Origin of the sequence: Lentzea sp. HUAS TT2, from assembly GCF_051853195.1 — a bacterium.
Classification (GTDB): domain Bacteria; phylum Actinomycetota; class Actinomycetes; order Mycobacteriales; family Pseudonocardiaceae; genus Lentzea.
On record NZ_CP196667.1, the window covers coordinates 906,986 to 923,068 of the forward strand.

Annotated in this window: 18 protein-coding genes; 9 read left to right on the forward strand and 9 right to left on the reverse strand. The window is 69.7% G+C overall.

From position 1 onward, the window contains the following. Positions 1 to 71 precede the first annotated feature (71 nt). Entirely contained in the window at positions 72 to 1,367 is a 1,296-nt protein-coding gene (locus ACSHWB_RS04580; RefSeq protein ID WP_439660836.1) for a M14 family metallopeptidase, read from the forward strand. Here the strand turns inward: ACSHWB_RS04580 and ACSHWB_RS04585 are convergent. Next, complete coding sequence (locus ACSHWB_RS04585; protein ID WP_439660837.1) at positions 1,351 to 2,472, reverse strand: aminotransferase class V-fold PLP-dependent enzyme; 1,122 nt, start codon at positions 2,470 to 2,472, stop codon at positions 1,351 to 1,353. The genes ACSHWB_RS04580 and ACSHWB_RS04585 overlap by 17 nt on opposite strands. 27 nt (positions 2,473 to 2,499) lie before the next feature. Here ACSHWB_RS04585 and ACSHWB_RS04590 point away from each other — a divergent pair, with 27 nt between their 5' ends. Both ACSHWB_RS04590 and ACSHWB_RS04595 read left to right on the forward strand, forming a co-directional pair. Then, entirely contained in the window at positions 2,500 to 2,988 is a 489-nt protein-coding gene (locus tag ACSHWB_RS04590) for a hypothetical protein (protein ID WP_439660838.1), read from the forward strand. A 10-nt stretch (positions 2,989 to 2,998) separates the two neighbouring features. Further along, positions 2,999 to 3,490 (forward strand): hypothetical protein, encoded by a 492-nt coding sequence (locus ACSHWB_RS04595; RefSeq protein WP_439660839.1) that lies wholly within the window; start codon positions 2,999 to 3,001, stop codon positions 3,488 to 3,490. On the opposite strand, the gene ACSHWB_RS04600 is transcribed toward ACSHWB_RS04595, so the two are convergent. Further along, positions 3,483 to 4,982 (reverse strand): ABC transporter substrate-binding protein, encoded by a 1,500-nt coding sequence (locus ACSHWB_RS04600; protein WP_439660840.1) that lies wholly within the window; start codon positions 4,980 to 4,982, stop codon positions 3,483 to 3,485. The two genes, ACSHWB_RS04595 and ACSHWB_RS04600, sit on opposite strands and share 8 nt — an antisense overlap. Positions 4,983 to 5,006: 24 nt before the next feature. Between ACSHWB_RS04600 and ACSHWB_RS04605 the strand changes: the two genes are divergently transcribed. Together ACSHWB_RS04605 and ACSHWB_RS04610 are read left to right on the forward strand one after the other, a co-directional pair. Next, complete coding sequence (locus ACSHWB_RS04605) at positions 5,007 to 5,786, forward strand: carbon-nitrogen hydrolase family protein (protein ID WP_439660841.1); 780 nt, start codon at positions 5,007 to 5,009, stop codon at positions 5,784 to 5,786. Between the two features lie 22 nt (positions 5,787 to 5,808). Beyond that, the gene (locus ACSHWB_RS04610; protein WP_439660842.1) at positions 5,809 to 6,237 is read left to right on the forward strand and encodes a hypothetical protein; all 429 of its coding nucleotides are present in this window, start codon (positions 5,809 to 5,811) and stop codon (positions 6,235 to 6,237) included. On the opposite strand, the gene nadC is transcribed toward ACSHWB_RS04610, so the two are convergent. From nadC to nadA, 3 genes are read right to left on the reverse strand one after another with little or no spacing between them, the layout of a single operon-like run. After that, the gene (nadC, locus tag ACSHWB_RS04615; RefSeq protein ID WP_439660843.1) at positions 6,208 to 7,044 is read right to left on the reverse strand and encodes a carboxylating nicotinate-nucleotide diphosphorylase; all 837 of its coding nucleotides are present in this window, start codon (positions 7,042 to 7,044) and stop codon (positions 6,208 to 6,210) included. The genes ACSHWB_RS04610 and nadC overlap by 30 nt on opposite strands. Then, positions 7,041 to 8,654, reverse strand: coding sequence for an L-aspartate oxidase (locus ACSHWB_RS04620; RefSeq protein ID WP_439660844.1), 1,614 nt, complete (start codon positions 8,652 to 8,654; stop codon positions 7,041 to 7,043). The genes nadC and ACSHWB_RS04620 overlap by 4 nt, the downstream gene beginning before the upstream one ends. Continuing rightward, positions 8,654 to 9,673, reverse strand: a complete 1,020-nt coding sequence (gene nadA, locus ACSHWB_RS04625) for a quinolinate synthase NadA (RefSeq protein WP_319977292.1) — start codon at positions 9,671 to 9,673, stop codon at positions 8,654 to 8,656. The genes ACSHWB_RS04620 and nadA overlap by 1 nt, the downstream gene beginning before the upstream one ends. 73 nt (positions 9,674 to 9,746) lie before the next feature. On the opposite strand from nadA, the gene ACSHWB_RS04630 reads away from it, so the two are divergent. The 4 genes from ACSHWB_RS04630 to ACSHWB_RS04645 all read left to right on the forward strand — a co-directional run bounded on the left by ACSHWB_RS04630 (position 9,747) and on the right by ACSHWB_RS04645 (position 13,441). Then, positions 9,747 to 10,442 carry an NUDIX hydrolase gene (locus tag ACSHWB_RS04630; protein ID WP_439660845.1) on the forward strand — a complete coding sequence of 232 codons (696 nt, stop codon included), beginning with the start codon at positions 9,747 to 9,749 and terminating at the stop codon, positions 10,440 to 10,442. Positions 10,443 to 10,452: 10 nt separating this feature from the next. After that, positions 10,453 to 11,133 (forward strand): LON peptidase substrate-binding domain-containing protein, encoded by a 681-nt coding sequence (locus tag ACSHWB_RS04635; protein WP_439660846.1) that lies wholly within the window; start codon positions 10,453 to 10,455, stop codon positions 11,131 to 11,133. 344 nt (positions 11,134 to 11,477) lie between these two features. Next, positions 11,478 to 12,722, forward strand: a complete 1,245-nt coding sequence (locus tag ACSHWB_RS04640) for an MFS transporter (protein WP_439660847.1) — start codon at positions 11,478 to 11,480, stop codon at positions 12,720 to 12,722. Further along, positions 12,719 to 13,441: a putative hydro-lyase gene (locus tag ACSHWB_RS04645; protein ID WP_439660848.1), complete on the forward strand. Its 723-nt coding sequence runs from the start codon at positions 12,719 to 12,721 to the stop codon at positions 13,439 to 13,441. Before ACSHWB_RS04640 ends, ACSHWB_RS04645 begins: the two co-directional genes overlap by 4 nt. Before the next feature lie 27 nt (positions 13,442 to 13,468). Here ACSHWB_RS04645 and ACSHWB_RS04650 read toward each other — a convergent pair whose 3' ends face one another. The 4 genes from ACSHWB_RS04650 to bioD form a co-directional block, all read right to left on the reverse strand. Then, positions 13,469 to 14,062, reverse strand: coding sequence for a DUF2567 domain-containing protein (locus ACSHWB_RS04650; RefSeq protein ID WP_439660849.1), 594 nt, complete (start codon positions 14,060 to 14,062; stop codon positions 13,469 to 13,471). 13 nt (positions 14,063 to 14,075) lie between these two features. Further along, positions 14,076 to 14,273 carry a biotin synthase auxiliary protein BsaP gene (bsaP, locus tag ACSHWB_RS04655; RefSeq protein ID WP_439660850.1) on the reverse strand — a complete coding sequence of 66 codons (198 nt, stop codon included), beginning with the start codon at positions 14,271 to 14,273 and terminating at the stop codon, positions 14,076 to 14,078. Then, positions 14,273 to 15,289, reverse strand: a complete 1,017-nt coding sequence (gene bioB / locus ACSHWB_RS04660; protein ID WP_093597363.1) for a biotin synthase BioB — start codon at positions 15,287 to 15,289, stop codon at positions 14,273 to 14,275. The genes bsaP and bioB overlap by 1 nt, the downstream gene beginning before the upstream one ends. Positions 15,290 to 15,359: 70 nt before the next feature. Beyond that, complete coding sequence (bioD, locus tag ACSHWB_RS04665; protein ID WP_439660851.1) at positions 15,360 to 16,079, reverse strand: dethiobiotin synthase; 720 nt, start codon at positions 16,077 to 16,079, stop codon at positions 15,360 to 15,362. Positions 16,080 to 16,083: the final 4 nt, after the last annotated feature.

Below are 16,083 nucleotides of genomic sequence, written 5' to 3' on the forward strand. Positions count from 1 at the left end.
GCGTGTGACGCCCCGGCCACGCTCGGTCGAGCACCACTCCGTCGCAAACCCCTGCTGATGATGGAGGACCCATGTTCACCAAGCGCCGCGGCAAGATCGCCGCAGTGCTCGCCATATGTCTGCCCGTGCTGGTCGCGGGCATGGCGGCACCGAGCAACGCCGACTCCGGCCGTTATCTGCTGGAGGTCACCGCCAACACGTCCGCCGAACGCACCCAGATCGCCCAGATCGGCGTGGACGTGCTCGGCGCGACGAAGCTCACCACGGTCTCGGTCGTCGCGGACAAGGCGCAGTACCGGGCCCTGCAGGCCACCGGTCTGCCGCTCAAGTACGTCGGCGACTTCGAGCAGCAGCTCAAGAGCCTCGGCAAGGTCGACTTCACCGACCAGAAGCCGGGCCAGGTCGGCACGCAGGACTTCCCGTCCGGTTACGCGGGCTACCACAACTTCGCGGAGATGACCGCGGAGCTGCAGCAGACCGTCCGCGACCACCCGACGCTGGCGAGCCTGCGCAGCATCGGCAAGAGCTTCCAGAACCGGGACATCTGGGCCCTCAAGGTCAGCGACAACGTCGCGACCGACGAGAGCGAGCCCGAGGTGATCTTCACCTGCAACCAGCACGCCCGCGAGCACCTGACCGTCGAGCAGTGCCTGCAGATCATCAAGCGCTACACCGACAACTACGCCACGCCGGCGATCAAGAACCTGGTGGACACCCGCGAGGTCTGGTTCGTCCCGATGGTCAACCCGGACGGTGTCGAGTACGACATCGAGACGGGCTCGTTCCGCGGCTGGCGCAAGAACCGCCAGGGCAACGGCACCGACCTCAACCGCAACTGGGGCTTCAAGTGGGGCTGCTGCGGCGGTTCCAGCGGCTCCAGCACGTCGGACACCTACCGCGGCACGGCGGCGTTCTCGGCGCCGGAGACCAACGTGATCAAGAACTTCGTGAACTCGCGCGTCGTCGGTGGCGTCCAGCAGATCAAGACGAACATCGACTTCCACTCGTTCTCGGAGCTCGTGCTGTGGCCGTTCGGCTACACCACCGCGAACACCGCGCCGGGTCTGGACGCGACCGAGGAACGCGCGTTCCGCACGCTCGGCCAGCAGATGGCCGCCACCAACGGGTACACGCCGGAGCAGGCGAGCGACCTGTACATCACCGACGGCAGCATCGACGACTGGATGTGGGGCCAGCACAAGATCTGGTCGTACACCTTCGAGATGTACCCGAGCAGCGGTGGCCTCAACGGCTTCTACCCGCGTGACACGGTCATCGCGGCGCAGACGAGCCGCAACGACCGCGCCGTCGACCTGTTCGTCGGCTACTCGGACTGCGTGAAGCGCGTCATCAACGTGAGCTGCTGATCCGGTCCAGCGCCTGATCGATCTCCTCAGGAGTGACGAAGTAGTGCGGGGAGGCCCGCACTACTTCGTCCAGGCCCCGCCGGGTCATGTCGAACATCGTCGACGCGCGCTGGGACACCGTCACGGCGACGTTCTTCCGCCACAGCCGGTCTTTCAGCTCCATCGCCGACACCCCGTCGCTGGTGAACGTGACGATGCCGGACTGCCGTTCGCCGAGGTCCTGCACGGTGATGCCGGGAGTGGCGGCCAGACCCGTGCGCAAACGCTTGGCGCGGTCCCCCACCTCGGCCTCGATGACGTCCAGCCCCTTGGCCAGCGCGTACCGGGCGGCGGCGATCAGGCCCAGCCGGTCCGCGACGCTGTACTCCCACAGCTCGAACACCCGCGCGTCGTCGCGCGGCTCGTACCGGTCGGGCGCGACCCACTCGGCGGCGCTGTGGTCCATCAGCCGCGGCTTCAGCCTGCGGCGCACGTCGTCGCGCACGACCAGCGCGCCCGTGCCGCGTGGCCCGCGCAGCCACTTGCGGCCGGTGCAGACGAGCATGTCGTAGTCGAACCCGCGCAGGTCGATCTGGCCCGTCGACTGGCAGGCGTCGAGCAGCACCAGCGCGCCGGCCTCACGCGCCTTCGCGGTGATCTCGTTGACCGGGTTGACCAGGCCGCCGTTGGTGGGCACGTGCACGAGCGAGATCAGCTTGACCCGCTCGTCCAGTTCCAGGGCGCCGACGTCGACCTGCCCGTGGCGGTCGGACGGCATCACCTCGATCGTCGCGCCGGTCTCCTCCGCGCGGCGCAGCATCGGCACCGCGTTGCCGCCGTACTCGACCTCGGTGACGAGGATCCGGTCGCCCTTCGTCAGCGGCACGGCGTCGAAAACCGTGAGCCACGACCGGGTCGCGCTGTCGGTGAACGCGACTTCCGAGGGCTCGCAGCCGAAGAGCTCGGCCAGCACGCCGTAGCCGGTCTCTATGTCTTCACGGCGTTCCGCGGCGGCCCGGTAGCCGCCGATCTCGGTCTCCCGACGGAGATGCCCGACCACCTCGTCCACCACCTCGGCGGGCGGGATCGAGGAACCGGCGCTGTCCAGGAAGATCAGGTCGCTCACCCGTTCCACTGTGCCACCATCGAACCCATGGGGGATCGAACTTTCGGTTACAGCGCGCAGGTGAGACCGTTCCTCTGGGTGTTCATCGTGGTGACACCGCTGGAGATCCTGCTCGTGGAGCTGATCGTGCCGTGGTTCTGGCTGCGGGCCGTGCTGCTCGCGTTCGGGGTGCTGAGCGCGCTGCTGCTCGGGTGGCAGCTGTGGATGCTCCAGAAGTTCAAGCACTCGGTGGACGACCGGTACCTCTGGCTGCGGTACGCGCGGGAGTTCGAGTACCGGATTCCGTTGGCCGCCATCGAAAGCGTGACGCAGGGCACGACGAGCCGGACGCTGCACCGGACGCGGTCCGTTGTGGACGGCACGCTCGTGCTGGAGATCTCCAACTCCACCAACGTTTCACTGCGGCTGAACGAACCGCAGGAGGTCGACCTGGGCCGGCGTGGCGCGCACGAGGTGACGAAGATCGAGTTCTGGACGGACGACCCCGGCGGCATGGTTCGCGCGCTGCGAAAATAGGCTCACCGGCATGGTGGAGATCCCCTACGGCAAGCGCATGCGGCCGCGGTACGTGCGGTTCCTGATCATCACGGTGGTCGGGGTCGCGCTGGTCGCGTTCGCCCTGGACATCCCGTGGCTGCTCATCACGCTGATCGTCCTGGGCGTGCTGAACACCGTGGTGTGCGTGGGCGCTCTCTACGTGCTGGCCAAGCAGCCGCACACGGTCTCCGAGGACGAGCTGAGGCTGCGTCAGCTGGGGTTCTTCGACTGGCGCCTGCCGACCTCCGACCTCGGCGCGGCCCAGGTCGCCGAGCGCACCCACAAGGGGCAGCGCAGCGTCGAGGTGATCGGTGACGCGCTCGTCATCCAGTCGCTGACCAGGACGAACGTGTCGGTGCCGTTCCACGAGCCGCAGCTCGTGAACCTCGGCAAGACGGGCGTGCAGCGGGTCGAGCGCGTCGAGTTCTGGGCGGACGACCCGGACCGCGCCGTCCGCGAGATCAACGCCAGGACTACTTAGGCTCCCACTTCTCCAGGTTCCACCACGGGCCCCAGGCCAGCGCGCCGTAGGAGTTCGGGTCGACCACGGGCTGGTAGCCGTTCCACGAGTCGCGCATCACGTACGCGTGCTCGGGGAAGACCAGCACCGCCATCGACGGCGCCGCGATGAACGCCTGCTGGAAGAGCTTGTACGCCACGGCCCGCTGTGCCGGGTCGATCAGCCTGCGGCCGTTCTCGAGCGCGGCGTCGGCGGCCGGGCTGCCCTGGCCGCGCAGGTCGTAGAGCATCAGGTCCGGGTCGAACGGCGAGCCCTCGCCGTAGAGCAGCGCGTCCTGGGCCATGCGCGGCCGGATCGCCTCCCACGACAGGCCCGCGAGCTGCACGTCCACGCCCACGGCCTTGGCGTCGGCCGCGAACGCCGTGGCCAGGTCGGCGCGCAGGTCGTCACCCAGCGGGTACATCAGCGTGAAGCGGGCCGCCACGCCCTCGCGGACCCGGATGCCGTCCGCGCCGGGCACCCAGCCGCCGACGTCGAGCAAGCGAGTCGCCTCGGTCTTGTCGAAGCGGAACTTCGCGGTCGGGTCGAACTCCTCCGCCAGCGCGTCCGGCACCGGCGTGTACGCGAGAGTGCCCTTGCCCTCGAGCAGGCTGTCGATCATGCCCTGGCGGTTCGCGGCGAAGTTCAGCGCGAGGCGGACGGAGGCGTTGCCGGTGACCGGGTTGGCCGCGGGCAGCCGCACGGCGCGGTAGTCGGCGCTGCGGTGGTAGTTCACCTGCAGGCCGGACCTCGAGGCGAACTGCGTGGCGATCTTGGGCGGCAGGACCGTGCCGTCGAACTCGCCGTCCTGCATGCGGCGGGCGCGCTGGTTGTCGTCGGTGACGAAGACGACCGTCACCTTCTTGACCTTCGGCGCACCGTCGAAGTAGCCGTCGTTGGACTCCAGCAGCAGCCGGTCGCCCTTCTTCCACTCGGTGACCTTGTACGGGCCGGTGCCGACCGGCTGGCCGTCCTGCTTCGCCTGCTCGCTGGGCAGGACGCCGAGCACGAGCAGGTGCGGAAACGCGGCCTGCGTCTGCGTGAGGGTGAAGCGGACCGTCGACGGGTCGAGCTGCTCGACGCTCTTGAGGGTGCTGAACCGCTCCTTGACCGGGCTCTGCAACGCCGCGGTGTAGGTCGCGACGACGTCCTCGGCGCCGAACGTGCTGCCGTCGGTGAACTTCACGTCGCCGCGCAGCTTCACCGTCCAGCTCAGCCCGTCCACCGCCGGCTCCGGCAGGTCCGCCGCGAGCTGCGGGGTCAGCGACCCGTCCTGGCGGTGCTCGACGAGCCCGTCGTAGATCTTCGACACGCCCTGCGCGCCGTAGCCGAGCAGCGGGTTCAGCGTCGTCGGCTCGTCGCGGTCCGCCAGCACGATCGACGTGCCGTTCGACCCACCGTCCGGGCGGGGTGTGGCGGTCTCGGTGCAGCCCGCGACGGCCAGCAACACGACTAGGAGCAGTGGGGAACGCACGAGTCGGACCCTACAGTGATCCCCATGCGTGTCGCCGTGAGTCAGATCAGCTCGACCACCGATCCCCGCTCCAACCTGGAGCTCGTGCGTGACGCGGTGCGCAGGGCCGACGGCGCGCGGGTCGTCGTGCTGCCCGAGGCGACGATGTGCCGGTTCGGCGTGCCTCTCGGGCCGGTCGCGGAGCCGTTGGACGGGCCGTGGGCGTCCGCGGTGCACGAGATCGCGGTGCAGCACGACGTCGTGGTGGTGGCCGGGATGTTCACGCCTTCCGGTGACCGCGTGACGAACACGCTTCTGGTGACCGGGCCTGATCTGCACGTCGGTTACGACAAGATCCACCTGTTCGACGCGTTCGGGTTCCAGGAGTCGCGGACCGTCGCGCCGGGGTCCGAGGTCGTGACGTTCGAGGTCGACGGCGTGACGCTCGGTGTCGCCACCTGTTACGACATCCGCTTCCCCGAGCTGTTCAGGGCTCTGGCCGACAAGGGTGCGTCCGCGGTGCTGGTCGGGGCGTCCTGGGGTGCCGGGCCGGGCAAGAAGGAGCAGTGGGAACTGCTGGTGCGGGCGCGTGCGCTCGACTGCACGTCGTTCGTCGTGGCCTGCGGGCAGGCCTATCCAGGGGATCTCGGGTCGTCCGCGCCCACCGGGATCGGGTACTCGACCGTCGCCGACCCGTTCGGGAACATCGTCGTGCAGCTGTCGGAGCAGCCCTCCGACACGATCGTCGACCTGGACCTCGACTCCGTGGCGCGGGCCCGCGAGGTGCTGCCCGTGCTGGCGAACCGGCGCTTGACCTCCAGTTAGGTCGAGACAACAGGATCGGGGCATGACACTTCCCCCGCTGCCCTCGTTCGTCCGCAACAGCAAGGAACTCGACGGCTTCAAGCTCTACCGCACCGGCGGCATGGCGTCCGACAGCAGGTCTGTCGGGTGCGTTGTGCTGGTCACGATCGACACGGACGACGAGGCGACCGCACGGGCGTGGGTCGACTCGGTGTTCGTCGCACTCGCCAGCGACCCGAACCCGCACCCCGGTGGCATCTCCGCCGCCTTCCACATCCGGGAGGACGGCAGGCAGGTCATCAACTACGCGGAGTGGGTCAGCGCGCAGGACCACGTCGACGCGCTGTCGGACGGCAACGGCGTCGGCTCGAAGACCGCCGACTGGCGCCGGGTGCAGAACTTCCCCGGCGCCCGCGGTGTCGGTGTCGAGCGGTACCAGCCGCTAGCGCAGGTCCAGGCCGAGGTCGAGTGACGGGCTGGAGTGCGTGAGGCCACCGACCGCGAGGTAGTCCACGCCGGTCTCGGCGTACGCGCGGGCCACGTCCAGCGTGAGCCCGCCGGACGCCTCCAGCTTCACGCCCTCCGGCCGCCTGGCGACGGCCTGGGCGCACTGCTCTGGCGTGAAGTTGTCCAGCAGCACCAGTTCCGCGCCTTCGGCCAGCGCCTCGTCGAGCTGCGCGAGGCTGTCGACCTCGACCTCCATCAACAGCTCCGGCGCGTGCGCGCGGGCGGCACGGATCGCGGCACCGACCGAACCGGCTGCGGCGACGTGGTTGTCCTTGATGAGGATCGCGTCGCCGAGGCCCATGCGGTGGTTCACGCCGCCGCCGGCCCGCACCGCGTACTTCTGCAGCAGACGCAGGCCCGGCAACGTCTTCCGCGAGTCGCGGACGGCCGCACCGGTGCCCTCGATCGCCGTCACCCACCGAGCCGTCTGCGTGGCGATGCCGGACAGGTGGCAGATCAGGTTCAGCGCCGTGCGTTCGACGGTGAGCAGGCCGCGGGTCGGACCGGTGAGCACCAGCGCGGGCTCACCGGGAACCGCCTTGTCTCCGTCAGCGGCTTCGGAGAGCACCTCGATCTCGGGCAGGTAGCGCTGAAATGCCGTGCGCGCAATGGAAACGCCGCACAGCACACCGGCCGCGCGAGGCGTGATCTCCGCGGTCGCGACGGCCTTCTCCGGCACGGTCGCCAACGTGGTGGCGTCGAGGCCGTAGCGGAGGTCCTCCTCCAACGCGAGCTGGATGACCCGGTTCGCGTCGTCCCAGTCGATGGTCATGCCACACCTTCTGCGAGAACAGGATCGGCCAGCACGGGCTGACCGGTCGGGGTGAGCCGGACGAGCTGGCTGCGCTGCCAGGCCTCGGAACGCTCGGTGAAGTCCGTGCGGACGTGGCAGCCGCGCGACTCGGTGCGTTGCTGGGCCGCCGCGATCAGGGCGCGGGCGGCCATGGTCAGCGCCGCGTCCTCGACCAGTTCGCGCGACTCCAGCTGCTTGTCCACAGTGGACACGTCGAGCACGGAGCCGACGACGGCCAGGCCCTCGGCGTCCCTGCCGATCGCGGCGTAGCGGGACATCACGCGCTGGAGCATGTCGCGGTCCGCCACGGGCGCGGTGGGCAGCGAGACCTCCGGAACGCGGACCGGCGCGATCAGGCCGATGGCGAGGTCGGCGGCGACCGTCTCCGCGGCACGGGTGCCGCAGACCAGGCCTTCGAGCAGGCTGTTGGAGGCCAGGCGGTTCGCGCCGTGCAGACCCGTGCGGGCGACCTCGCCGACCGCGTACAGGCCGGTGACGCCGGTGCGTCCGTCCACCGTGGAGACCACGCCGCCGCACGCGAAGTGCGCCGCGGGGGCGACCGGGATCGGGTCGACCGCCGGGTCGATGCCCACCGAGACGCACGCGGAGAACACGGTCGGGAAGCGGGTCGCCATGTCGTGCAACGCCGTCGCGTCCAGGAAGACGTGGTCGTCGACGCCGCCGGGTTCGAGCGCCATGTGCCGGGTGATCGCGGCCGCCACGACGTCACGCGGGGCGAGGTCCTCCAGCGGGTGCACGCCCTTCATCACGCGGGCGCCGGTCGCGTCGATCAGCACGGCGCCCTCGCCGCGCACGGCCTCCGTGACGAGCGGGCAGCGGCCACGGGCGCCGCGGCCCGTGTAGAGGACGGTCGGGTGGAACTGGATGAACTCGACGTCGGCGGCCAGCGCGCCGGCCCGCAGAGCGAGTGCCAGCCCGTCGCCCGTCGCCACCGAGGGGTTCGAGGTCGCCTGGTACATCTGGCCGAGGCCACCGGTCGCCAGCAGCACGGCCGGTGCGGTGAGCACGCCGGGCACGCCGTTGCCGTCCAGGACCAGCAGGCCCGCGACGGCGCCGAGCGGCGTCTTCACGGCGTCGACCGCGACGTGGTTCTCCAGCAGGGGAACCCGTCCGTCCACAGTGGCCTTGAGCAGCGCGCGCTCGACCTCGGCGCCGGTCGCGTCGCCACCGGAGTGCACGACGCGGAACGCGCTGTGGCCGCCTTCGCGGGTGCGTTCGAGCAGGCCGTCCGGCTTCGCGTCGAACACGGCACCGCGCTCGCGCAGCCGGGCGACGGCCGCGGGACCGTCGGTGATGATCGCCGCGACGGCCACGTCGTCGCAGAGACCCGCGCCCGCCGTCAGCGTGTCCTCGATGTGCTTCTGCACCGAGTCGCCGGGGTCGTGCTGGTCCTCCATGACGACGGCGACGCCGCCCTGTGCCCAGCGGGTGTTGCCGTCGTCGCCCGCGGCCTTCGTGACGACCAGGACGCGCAGTCCCAGCTCACGAGCCCGCAGCGCGGCGGTCAGACCCGCCACGCCGGTGCCGACCACGATCAGGTCGGCTCGCGCCTCCCAGCGCGCGGCCATCACTCACCGCCGCCGGGCTTGCCGATCTCGATCATGCGCTGCACGGCACCCTGGGCCCGCTTCGCGGTCTCCAGGTCCACGTGCACCTCGTCCAGGCCGTCGCGCACGCACCGCAGCAGCGCGGCCGGCGTGATCATCTTCATGTAGGTGCAGGACGCGCGGTCGTTCACGGCGCGGAAGTCGATCTCCGGGGCGGCCTTGCGCAGCTGGTGCAGCATGCCGATCTCGGTCGCGACGAGCACCTTGGTGGCCTTCGTCGAGCGGGCCGCGGTGATCATGTCGCCGGTCGAGAGGATCTTGACCTTCTCCGCGGGGACGATGCCCTCGCCGCTCAGGTACAGCGCGCTCGTCGCGCAGCCGCACTCCGGGTGGATGAACAGGTCGGCCTCGGGATTCGCGGCAGCGCGCTCGGCCAGTTCAGGGCCGTTGATGCCGGCGTGGACGTGGCACTCGCCCGCCCAGATGTGCATGTTCTCGCGGCCGGTCTCGCGCTTGACGTGCGCGCCCAGGAACTGGTCCGGGCAGAACAGCACCTCGCGGTCGGCCGGGATCGAGCGCACCACGTCGACGGCGTTCGAGGACGTGCAGCAGATGTCCGTCTCGGCCTTCACCTCGGCCGTGGTGTTCACGTACGACACGACGACGGCGCCGGGGTGCTCGGCCTTCCACTCGCGCAGCTGCGCGCCGGTGATCGAGTCGGCGAGCGAGCAGCCCGCGCGCTCGTCCGGGATCAGCACGGTCTTCTGCGGGGCGAGGATCTTCGCGGTCTCGGCCATGAAGTGCACGCCGCAGAAGATGATGGTCTGCGCGTCGGACTGCGCGGCGATCCGGCTGAGCGCCAGGGAGTCGCCGGTGTGGTGGGCGATGTCCTGGATCTCGGGCAGCTGGTAGTTGTGCGCCAGGATGACGGCGTCGCGCTCCTTCGCGAGGCGCAGCACCTCGTCTCGCCACGCGGCGTTCGGCTCGACTCCGCCGTACACACCCGACGCGGTTCGCTCCACGGTTGCGGTAGCGACCATCACTGCCTCCTCGATCCGGGGTTTTCGCCTACTGGTCGAAAACGTGGCCGATAGTATCAGCCGGGTGGCAGGTGTGGGGCACGAAGTTCTGGCCGCTGTGTTGCGGGTGAGAGGTGCGTCACTCCAGGTCATGCTGTGGGAGCGCGCTCGGGAACCGCACGCTCACCGCTGGTCGCTGCCCGGTGGCGAGCTCCGGGTGGACGAGGACGTCGAGTCCTCCATCCGGCGTCAGCTGGCGGAGAAAGTCGACGTGCGACAGTTGTCACACGTCGAGCAGCTGGCCGTTTTCAGCGCCCCGGACCGCGTCCCCGGACCCCGCGTGGTCGCGTCGGCGTTCCTCGGACTCGTCCCCTCCGACGTCGATCCGGAGGTCCCGTCGGACACGCAGTGGCACTGCGTGGAGAAGATGCCCGCGATGGCGTTCGACCACGCCTCCATCGTGCTTCGAGCACGGCACAGGCTCGCCTCGAAGCTGTCGTACACGAACATCGGTTTCGCGCTGGCCCCACCGGAGTTCACGATCTCCCTGCTGCGCGACCACTACTCGGCCGCACTGGGTTACCGGGTGTCCGCGACGAACCTGCAACGCGTGCTCTCCCGCCGGTTGTTGCTGGAACCCACGGGTGGCACCGCTCCCCCGGGACCGTCCGGCGGCCGCCCCGCCGCGCTGTTCCGGTTCAGCGCCAAGGGAATCTTGGTGACCGATCCGTTCGCCGTGCTGAGGCCGCCGGGATCCGGCCGTCCGGCGGGCGGCGGTGGCACCACGTAACGTTGGGCGCGTGGCAGAGACGCTTCCGCTTTTCCCCCTGGGCACGGTGCTTCTGCCTGGGGCGTCGCTGCCGTTGCACATCTTCGAACCGCGCTACCGCCAGCTGGTCGTCGACCTGATGACCGGCTCGCTGTTCGGCCGCACGTTCGGCGTGGTGTGCATCAAGCAGGGCTGGGAGGTGGGCGCGGACAACGTCCACTCCCTGCAGGACATCGGCTGCTCTGCCGACCTCCTCGACGCCCGCCCGCTTCCCGAGGGCCGCTTCGACATCGTGACGCGCGGGGTGCGCCGCTTCCGCCTGCTGGACGTCGACACGACAACGGCCCCGTACCTGCTGGCCCACGTCGACTACCTCGACGACGCCCCGGTGCCGGAGGCGGCCCAGGAGGTCGTGCCGATCCTGGAACGCGGAGCCCGCGCGGCCCACGAGCGCTACTGCGGCGCCGCCTGGCACCGCGAGGACTGGTCGTCGCCCGCGGAGGACGTCGACCTGGGCGACCTGTCGTACCTGCTGGCCGCCGACTGCCTGCTGCCCGTCGAGGACCGGCAGCGGTTGCTGGAGGAGCGCTCGCCGGCTCGGCGGTTGCGGCTGGTCCGGCGGATGTTGCACCGGGAGACCGGGATCCTGTCGGCGCTGAAGGCCGTGCCGGTGCCGTTGACCGAGTACGGGCACGTGCCCAGCCCGAACTAGCCCGTTCGTTCGCGGTCAGCTGGTGGCGTCTGCAAGTACCACCAACTCTTGATCAAATCGCCCCCAACTACACCCAACTCGCAGACCCCGCGGCTCTTGGCTGCCGTAGCGGATCGGCCAGTCGGGTGTAGTTGCGCGCTCGATGATCTTGCGGTGGTGGTACTTGCAGATGCCACCAGCCGGCCCGCAGGCCGTTGAGCCGCACCCCCGGACGCCATCAAGCCCATCTCCGCGCGCCGATTGTCGGATCGTTGGATTGTGGCCTTGTGGGATTGTTGAACAATTTTGTACTCTGAGGCCCACATCACACTCGACCACTCCTCCACCACGCTGCGAGGTGTCCCATGAGCACGTCCACGACCGAGGACACAGGCCGTTTCGCCTGGTTCCGCAGTCTCGGCCAGAAGGGCAAGCGCGCGTTCGTCGGCGCCTTCGGCGGCTACGGGCTCGACTCCTACGACTACTGGGTCCTGCCCCTGAGCCTGGTCGCCATCACCGGCTACTTCGGCCTCACCAAGGCGGAAGCGGGCCTGCTGGGCACGAGCACGCTGCTCATGAGCGCCATCGGCGGCGCGGTGGCGGGCATCATGGCCGACCGGTTCGGCCGCTCCAAAACGCTGATCATCACGGTGGCGGCGTACGCGTTCTTCACGGTGCTGTGCGGTTTCGCGACCAACTACGAGACGCTGCTGGTCTTCCGCGCCCTGCAGGGCCTGGGTTTCGGTGGTGAGTGGGCGGCCGGGGCGATCCTCGTGGCCGAGTACTGCAAGCCGAAGTACCGGGGCCGCACGGTCGCGTTCATCCAGAGCGCCTGGGCCGTCGGCTGGGGGCTCGCGGTCGTCGTCAACACGCTGGTGGCGAGCCTGGCCGACCCGGCGATCTCCTGGCGGATCATGTTCTGGACGGGCGCACTGCCCGCGATCCTCATCTTCTACGTGCGCCGCAACGTCGACGACGCGCCGGAGACCAAGTCGCAGCCCCGCGAGCGCGGCACGTTCCCGAAGATCTTCCAGGGTCCGATGCTCAAGACCACGCTGTTCGCCGCGCTGCTCGCGACCGGTGTGCAGGGCGGGTACTACACGCTCGCGACGTGGCTGCCGTCGTTCCTGCAGACAGGGCGCGGCCTCACGATCATCGGCACTGGCGGGTACCTCGCGTTCCTCATCACCGGTGCGTTCATCGGCTACGTCTCGGGCGGCTATCTCACGGACTACCTGGGGCGCAAGAAGACCTTCGTGATCTTCGCGGTCGCGAGCGCGTTGCTGATCGTCGCGTACACGCAGATCCCCAACGGTGCCAACACGTTGGTCATGTTCCTCGGCTTCCCGCTCGGGTTCTGCATGTCCGCGATCTTCAGCGGCTTCGGCAGCTACCTGTCCGAGCTCTACCCGACGGCGCTGCGGGGAACGGGGCAGGGCTTCACGTACAACTTCGGGCGCGCGTTCGGCGCGGTGTTCCCCGGTCTGGTCGGGTTCATGGCCGACCGGCTGGGCATCGGCGGTGCGATGCTGTTCGGGGCGGCCGCGTACGGGATCGCGGTCATCGCACTCATCTGGCTGCCGGAGACCGTCAACAAGGAGCTCGAATGACGACCGCGGGACAGGCGCCGGGACAGGCGCAGGCCAACCTGATCGCCATCCCACGGGACTGGGCGTACGACTTCCTGCTCTTCACCCACCGCAACCCCAAGCCGTGCCCCGTGCTCGACGTGCTGGACGCGGGCGAGACCGTCAGCGCGCTCAAGCAGGACGCGGACGTGCGCACCCACGCGCCGCAGTACCGGGTGTGGGAGAACGGCGAGCTGACAGCAGAACCCGAGGACGCCACGGACCACTGGCGCGACGACCTGGTGACGTTCCTGATCGGCTGCAGCTTCACGTTCGAGACGGCGCTGACCAACGCCGGGGTGCCGCTGCGGCACGTGGAACAGCAGCGGAACGTCTCCATGTTCGTCACGGACATCCAGTGCAGGCCCGCCGGACGGCTGCACGGACCGATGGTCGTGTCGATGCGCTGGATCCCGGAGTCCCTTGTGGACATCGCGCACAAGGTCACCGCGCTCATGCCGTCGGTGCACGGCGCCCCTGTCGGCGCGGGCGACCCGAGGATGCTCGGGATCGGAGACGTCGACGAGCCCGACTTCGGGGACGCCGTCGAGCACGAACCCGGTGACGTGCCGGTGTTCTGGGCGTGCGGCGTGACGCCACAGGCGGTGCTGATGAAGTCCAAGCCGCCGTTCGCGATCACGCACGCGCCGGGTCAGATGTTCGTGACGGACATGCCGGACTTCGCCTATCGGGTCGGATAGGCCGCTGGAGGGCGACGCCCCGAGCTCTCAGCCGAGGCGTCGCCCCAGGTCGTCGAGACCGTTCCACGCCGTGCAGCAGCCGTACGCCAGCGCGGCGGCCAGCGGCCACGCCAGAATTCCCCACCACGTCTCCAAAGCGGGCGCGATGAGCAACGTGTCGTTCGGCTTGATCGACGCCGGCGCCGGGTACGCGCCCAGGGCCAGCTTGCCGCCCATCCACTGCGCCATCCACCCGGCCGCGACGGAGCCCGCGGTCATGCCCAGCATCACGATCGGCCCGCGCCGCTGCCGCAGCAGCCACGTCGCGATCCCGGTGACCACACCGGCGCCGAGCCCGATCAGCACGAACACCATCAGCGCGTCGAGCCGGTGGTAGCTCTCCAGCCCGATCGGGTAGAACTTGCCGTCCTGCGGCGAGACGATCTTGAGCTGCGCCGGGGCCAGCCACGACCACAGGTACGCGGCGGGCAGCCCGAACGCGAACGTCGTCAGCGCCACCACGACGCTCGGCAGCAGGTCCCGCTTCACCACCACCTTCGGCCGTGGCCGCATGTAGTAGTGGTAGACGTACGGCGGCTCCGGCACGGGTTCGATGCGCACCGGCGCTGCTTTCTCGTCCATTCGCGAGAGGTTACTACCGAGCAGAAGCGGTCTCTCCGTGGCGGCTGCAGCGCGCCGTCCAGCCGTCCGGGGTCACCTGGACGACCATGCGGCGCGCGCACTCCGGGCAGTACCGCGGCGGGTCGATCATGGACAGCCGCTGACGGCAGAACGCGTGGTCGCCGTCAGCTTCCTCTTTGCCGCAGAACGAGCAGTACATGGCCGTAATCATCACAGGGTCTGGCTCAGCGCCTTGATGGGCATCGACAGCTCTTCGAGCATGTCGAGGTCCTGCTGCGCGGGGCGGCCGAGGTTCGTCAGGTAGTTGCCGACGATGATCGCGTTGATGCCGCCGAGCATGCCCTGCTTCGCGCCCAGGTCGCCGAACGTCAGCTCACGGCCACCGGCGAACCGCAGGATCGTGCGCGGCAGCGCCAGCCGGAACGCGCCGACCGTGCGCAACGCCTCCGCGCCCTCCACGACCGGGTAGTTCTCGTACGGCGTGCCGGGGTTCGGGATGAGGAAGTTCAGCGGCACCTCGTCGGGCTCCAGCTCCGCGAGCTGCACGGCGAACTCCGCGCGCTGCGCCAGCGTCTCCCCCATGCCGATGATGCCGCCGCAGCAGACCTCCATGCCGGCGTCGCGGATCATCCGCAGCGTGTCCCAGCGCTCCTCCCAGGAGTGCGTGGTCACGACCTCGGGGAAGTGCGAGCGGGCCGTCTCGAGGTTGTGGTTGTAGCGGTGCACGCCCATCGCGACGAGCTCGTCGACCTGCTCCTGCGTGAGCATGCCGAGCGAGCAGGCGATCTGGATGTCGTTGCCGTCCTCGCGGATGGCCTTGATACCGTCGCGCACCTGCGAGAGCAGCCGCTTGTCCGGGCCGCGCACGGCCGCGACGATGCAGAACTCGGTCGCGCCGGTGTCGCGGGTCTGCCGCGCCGCGCGGACCAGGCCCGGGATGTCGAGCCACGCCGAACGCACCGGCGAGGGGAACTGGCCGGACTGCGAGCAGAAGTGGCAGTCCTCCGGGCAGCCGCCGGTCTTGAGCGAGACGATGCCCTCGACCTCGACCTCGGGGCCGCACCAGCGCTCACGAACCTCGTGCGCCAGGGCCAGCAGGTCCGGGATGCGGTCCTCCGGGAGCTCCAGCACCTTCAGCACCTGAGCCTCGGTGAGTCCGACGCCTCGTTCGAGCACCTGCTCACGAGCCTCGTCGAGCACGTCGATCTGTTCCGGTGCTGCGGTCACGGTCTCTCCTCCTCTGTGGCCTGGCGAGCCAGTGTGCCTCACTGAATCCTTCATCGTGGAGCGACGTAGATCACTGGACCGCGAATTGAGCCGCGAACGTCTCCGGGTCGAACTCGCCGCCGAACCACGGTGAAAACGATCTCTTGGCAACGGCCAGGAAATCCACAGAACCGAGCTTCGTCACACCCTGGGGCAGCGCGCCGAGCAACGGGCCACCCGCCGCGTCGGGCAGATCGGCCAGGTTCGTCAGCGAGGCGAGGTCGGGGTGCAACGGCCAGCTGCCGACCACGACGCCGAGCGACTCGATGCCACGCCGTTGCAGCGCCTCGGCCGTCAGCGTGGTCGTGTTCAGCGTGCCGAGCCCTGCCTGGGCCACGATGAGCACGGGCGCGTTCACCGCCCACGCGATGTCGGCCAGCGTCGAACCGCCCTCGTCGAACCGCACGAGCAGCCCACCGGCGCCCTCGACCAGCACCAGGTCGTGGGTGGCGTCGAGCTCCGTCACGGCGGCGGCGACGTCCGCGGGGTGCACGGTGGCCATGCCGGCCCTGCGCGCCGCGGTCGCGGGCGCCAGCGGGTCGGGGTATCTGGCCAGCTCACGGGTCGTCACGTCGCCCGCCAGCCGCGCCACCTCCGCCACGTCGCCAGGCTCGCCGGGCAGCAGACCGGTCTGCGCGGGCTTGAGCACCGCGACCCGTCTGCCTTCTGCCCTGGCCAGCGCCGCGATGCCCGCGGTCACGGCGGTCTTGCCGACCTCGGTCCCGGTTCCGGTGATCACCAGCACGCTCACAGGT

Coding starts and splice junctions, on each gene's coding strand:
- ACSHWB_RS04605 (WP_439660841.1), top strand. CDS start 5,007: ATGCGTGTCGCCGTGAGTCAGATCAGCTCGACCACCGATCCCCGCTCC.
- ACSHWB_RS04650 (WP_439660849.1), bottom strand. CDS start 14,062: ATGGACGAGAAAGCAGCGCCGGTGCGCATCGAACCCGTGCCGGAGCCG.
- bsaP (WP_439660850.1), bottom strand. CDS start 14,273: ATGATTACGGCCATGTACTGCTCGTTCTGCGGCAAAGAGGAAGCTGAC.
- ACSHWB_RS04610 (WP_439660842.1), top strand. CDS start 5,809: ATGACACTTCCCCCGCTGCCCTCGTTCGTCCGCAACAGCAAGGAACTC.
- ACSHWB_RS04640 (WP_439660847.1), top strand. CDS start 11,478: ATGAGCACGTCCACGACCGAGGACACAGGCCGTTTCGCCTGGTTCCGC.
- ACSHWB_RS04645 (WP_439660848.1), top strand. CDS start 12,719: ATGACGACCGCGGGACAGGCGCCGGGACAGGCGCAGGCCAACCTGATC.
- ACSHWB_RS04595 (WP_439660839.1), top strand. CDS start 2,999: ATGGTGGAGATCCCCTACGGCAAGCGCATGCGGCCGCGGTACGTGCGG.
- ACSHWB_RS04620 (WP_439660844.1), bottom strand. CDS start 8,654: ATGGCCGCGCGCTGGGAGGCGCGAGCCGACCTGATCGTGGTCGGCACC.
- ACSHWB_RS04590 (WP_439660838.1), top strand. CDS start 2,500: ATGGGGGATCGAACTTTCGGTTACAGCGCGCAGGTGAGACCGTTCCTC.
- nadA (WP_319977292.1), bottom strand. CDS start 9,673: ATGGTCGCTACCGCAACCGTGGAGCGAACCGCGTCGGGTGTGTACGGC.
- nadC (WP_439660843.1), bottom strand. CDS start 7,044: ATGACCATCGACTGGGACGACGCGAACCGGGTCATCCAGCTCGCGTTG.
- ACSHWB_RS04580 (WP_439660836.1), top strand. CDS start 72: ATGTTCACCAAGCGCCGCGGCAAGATCGCCGCAGTGCTCGCCATATGT.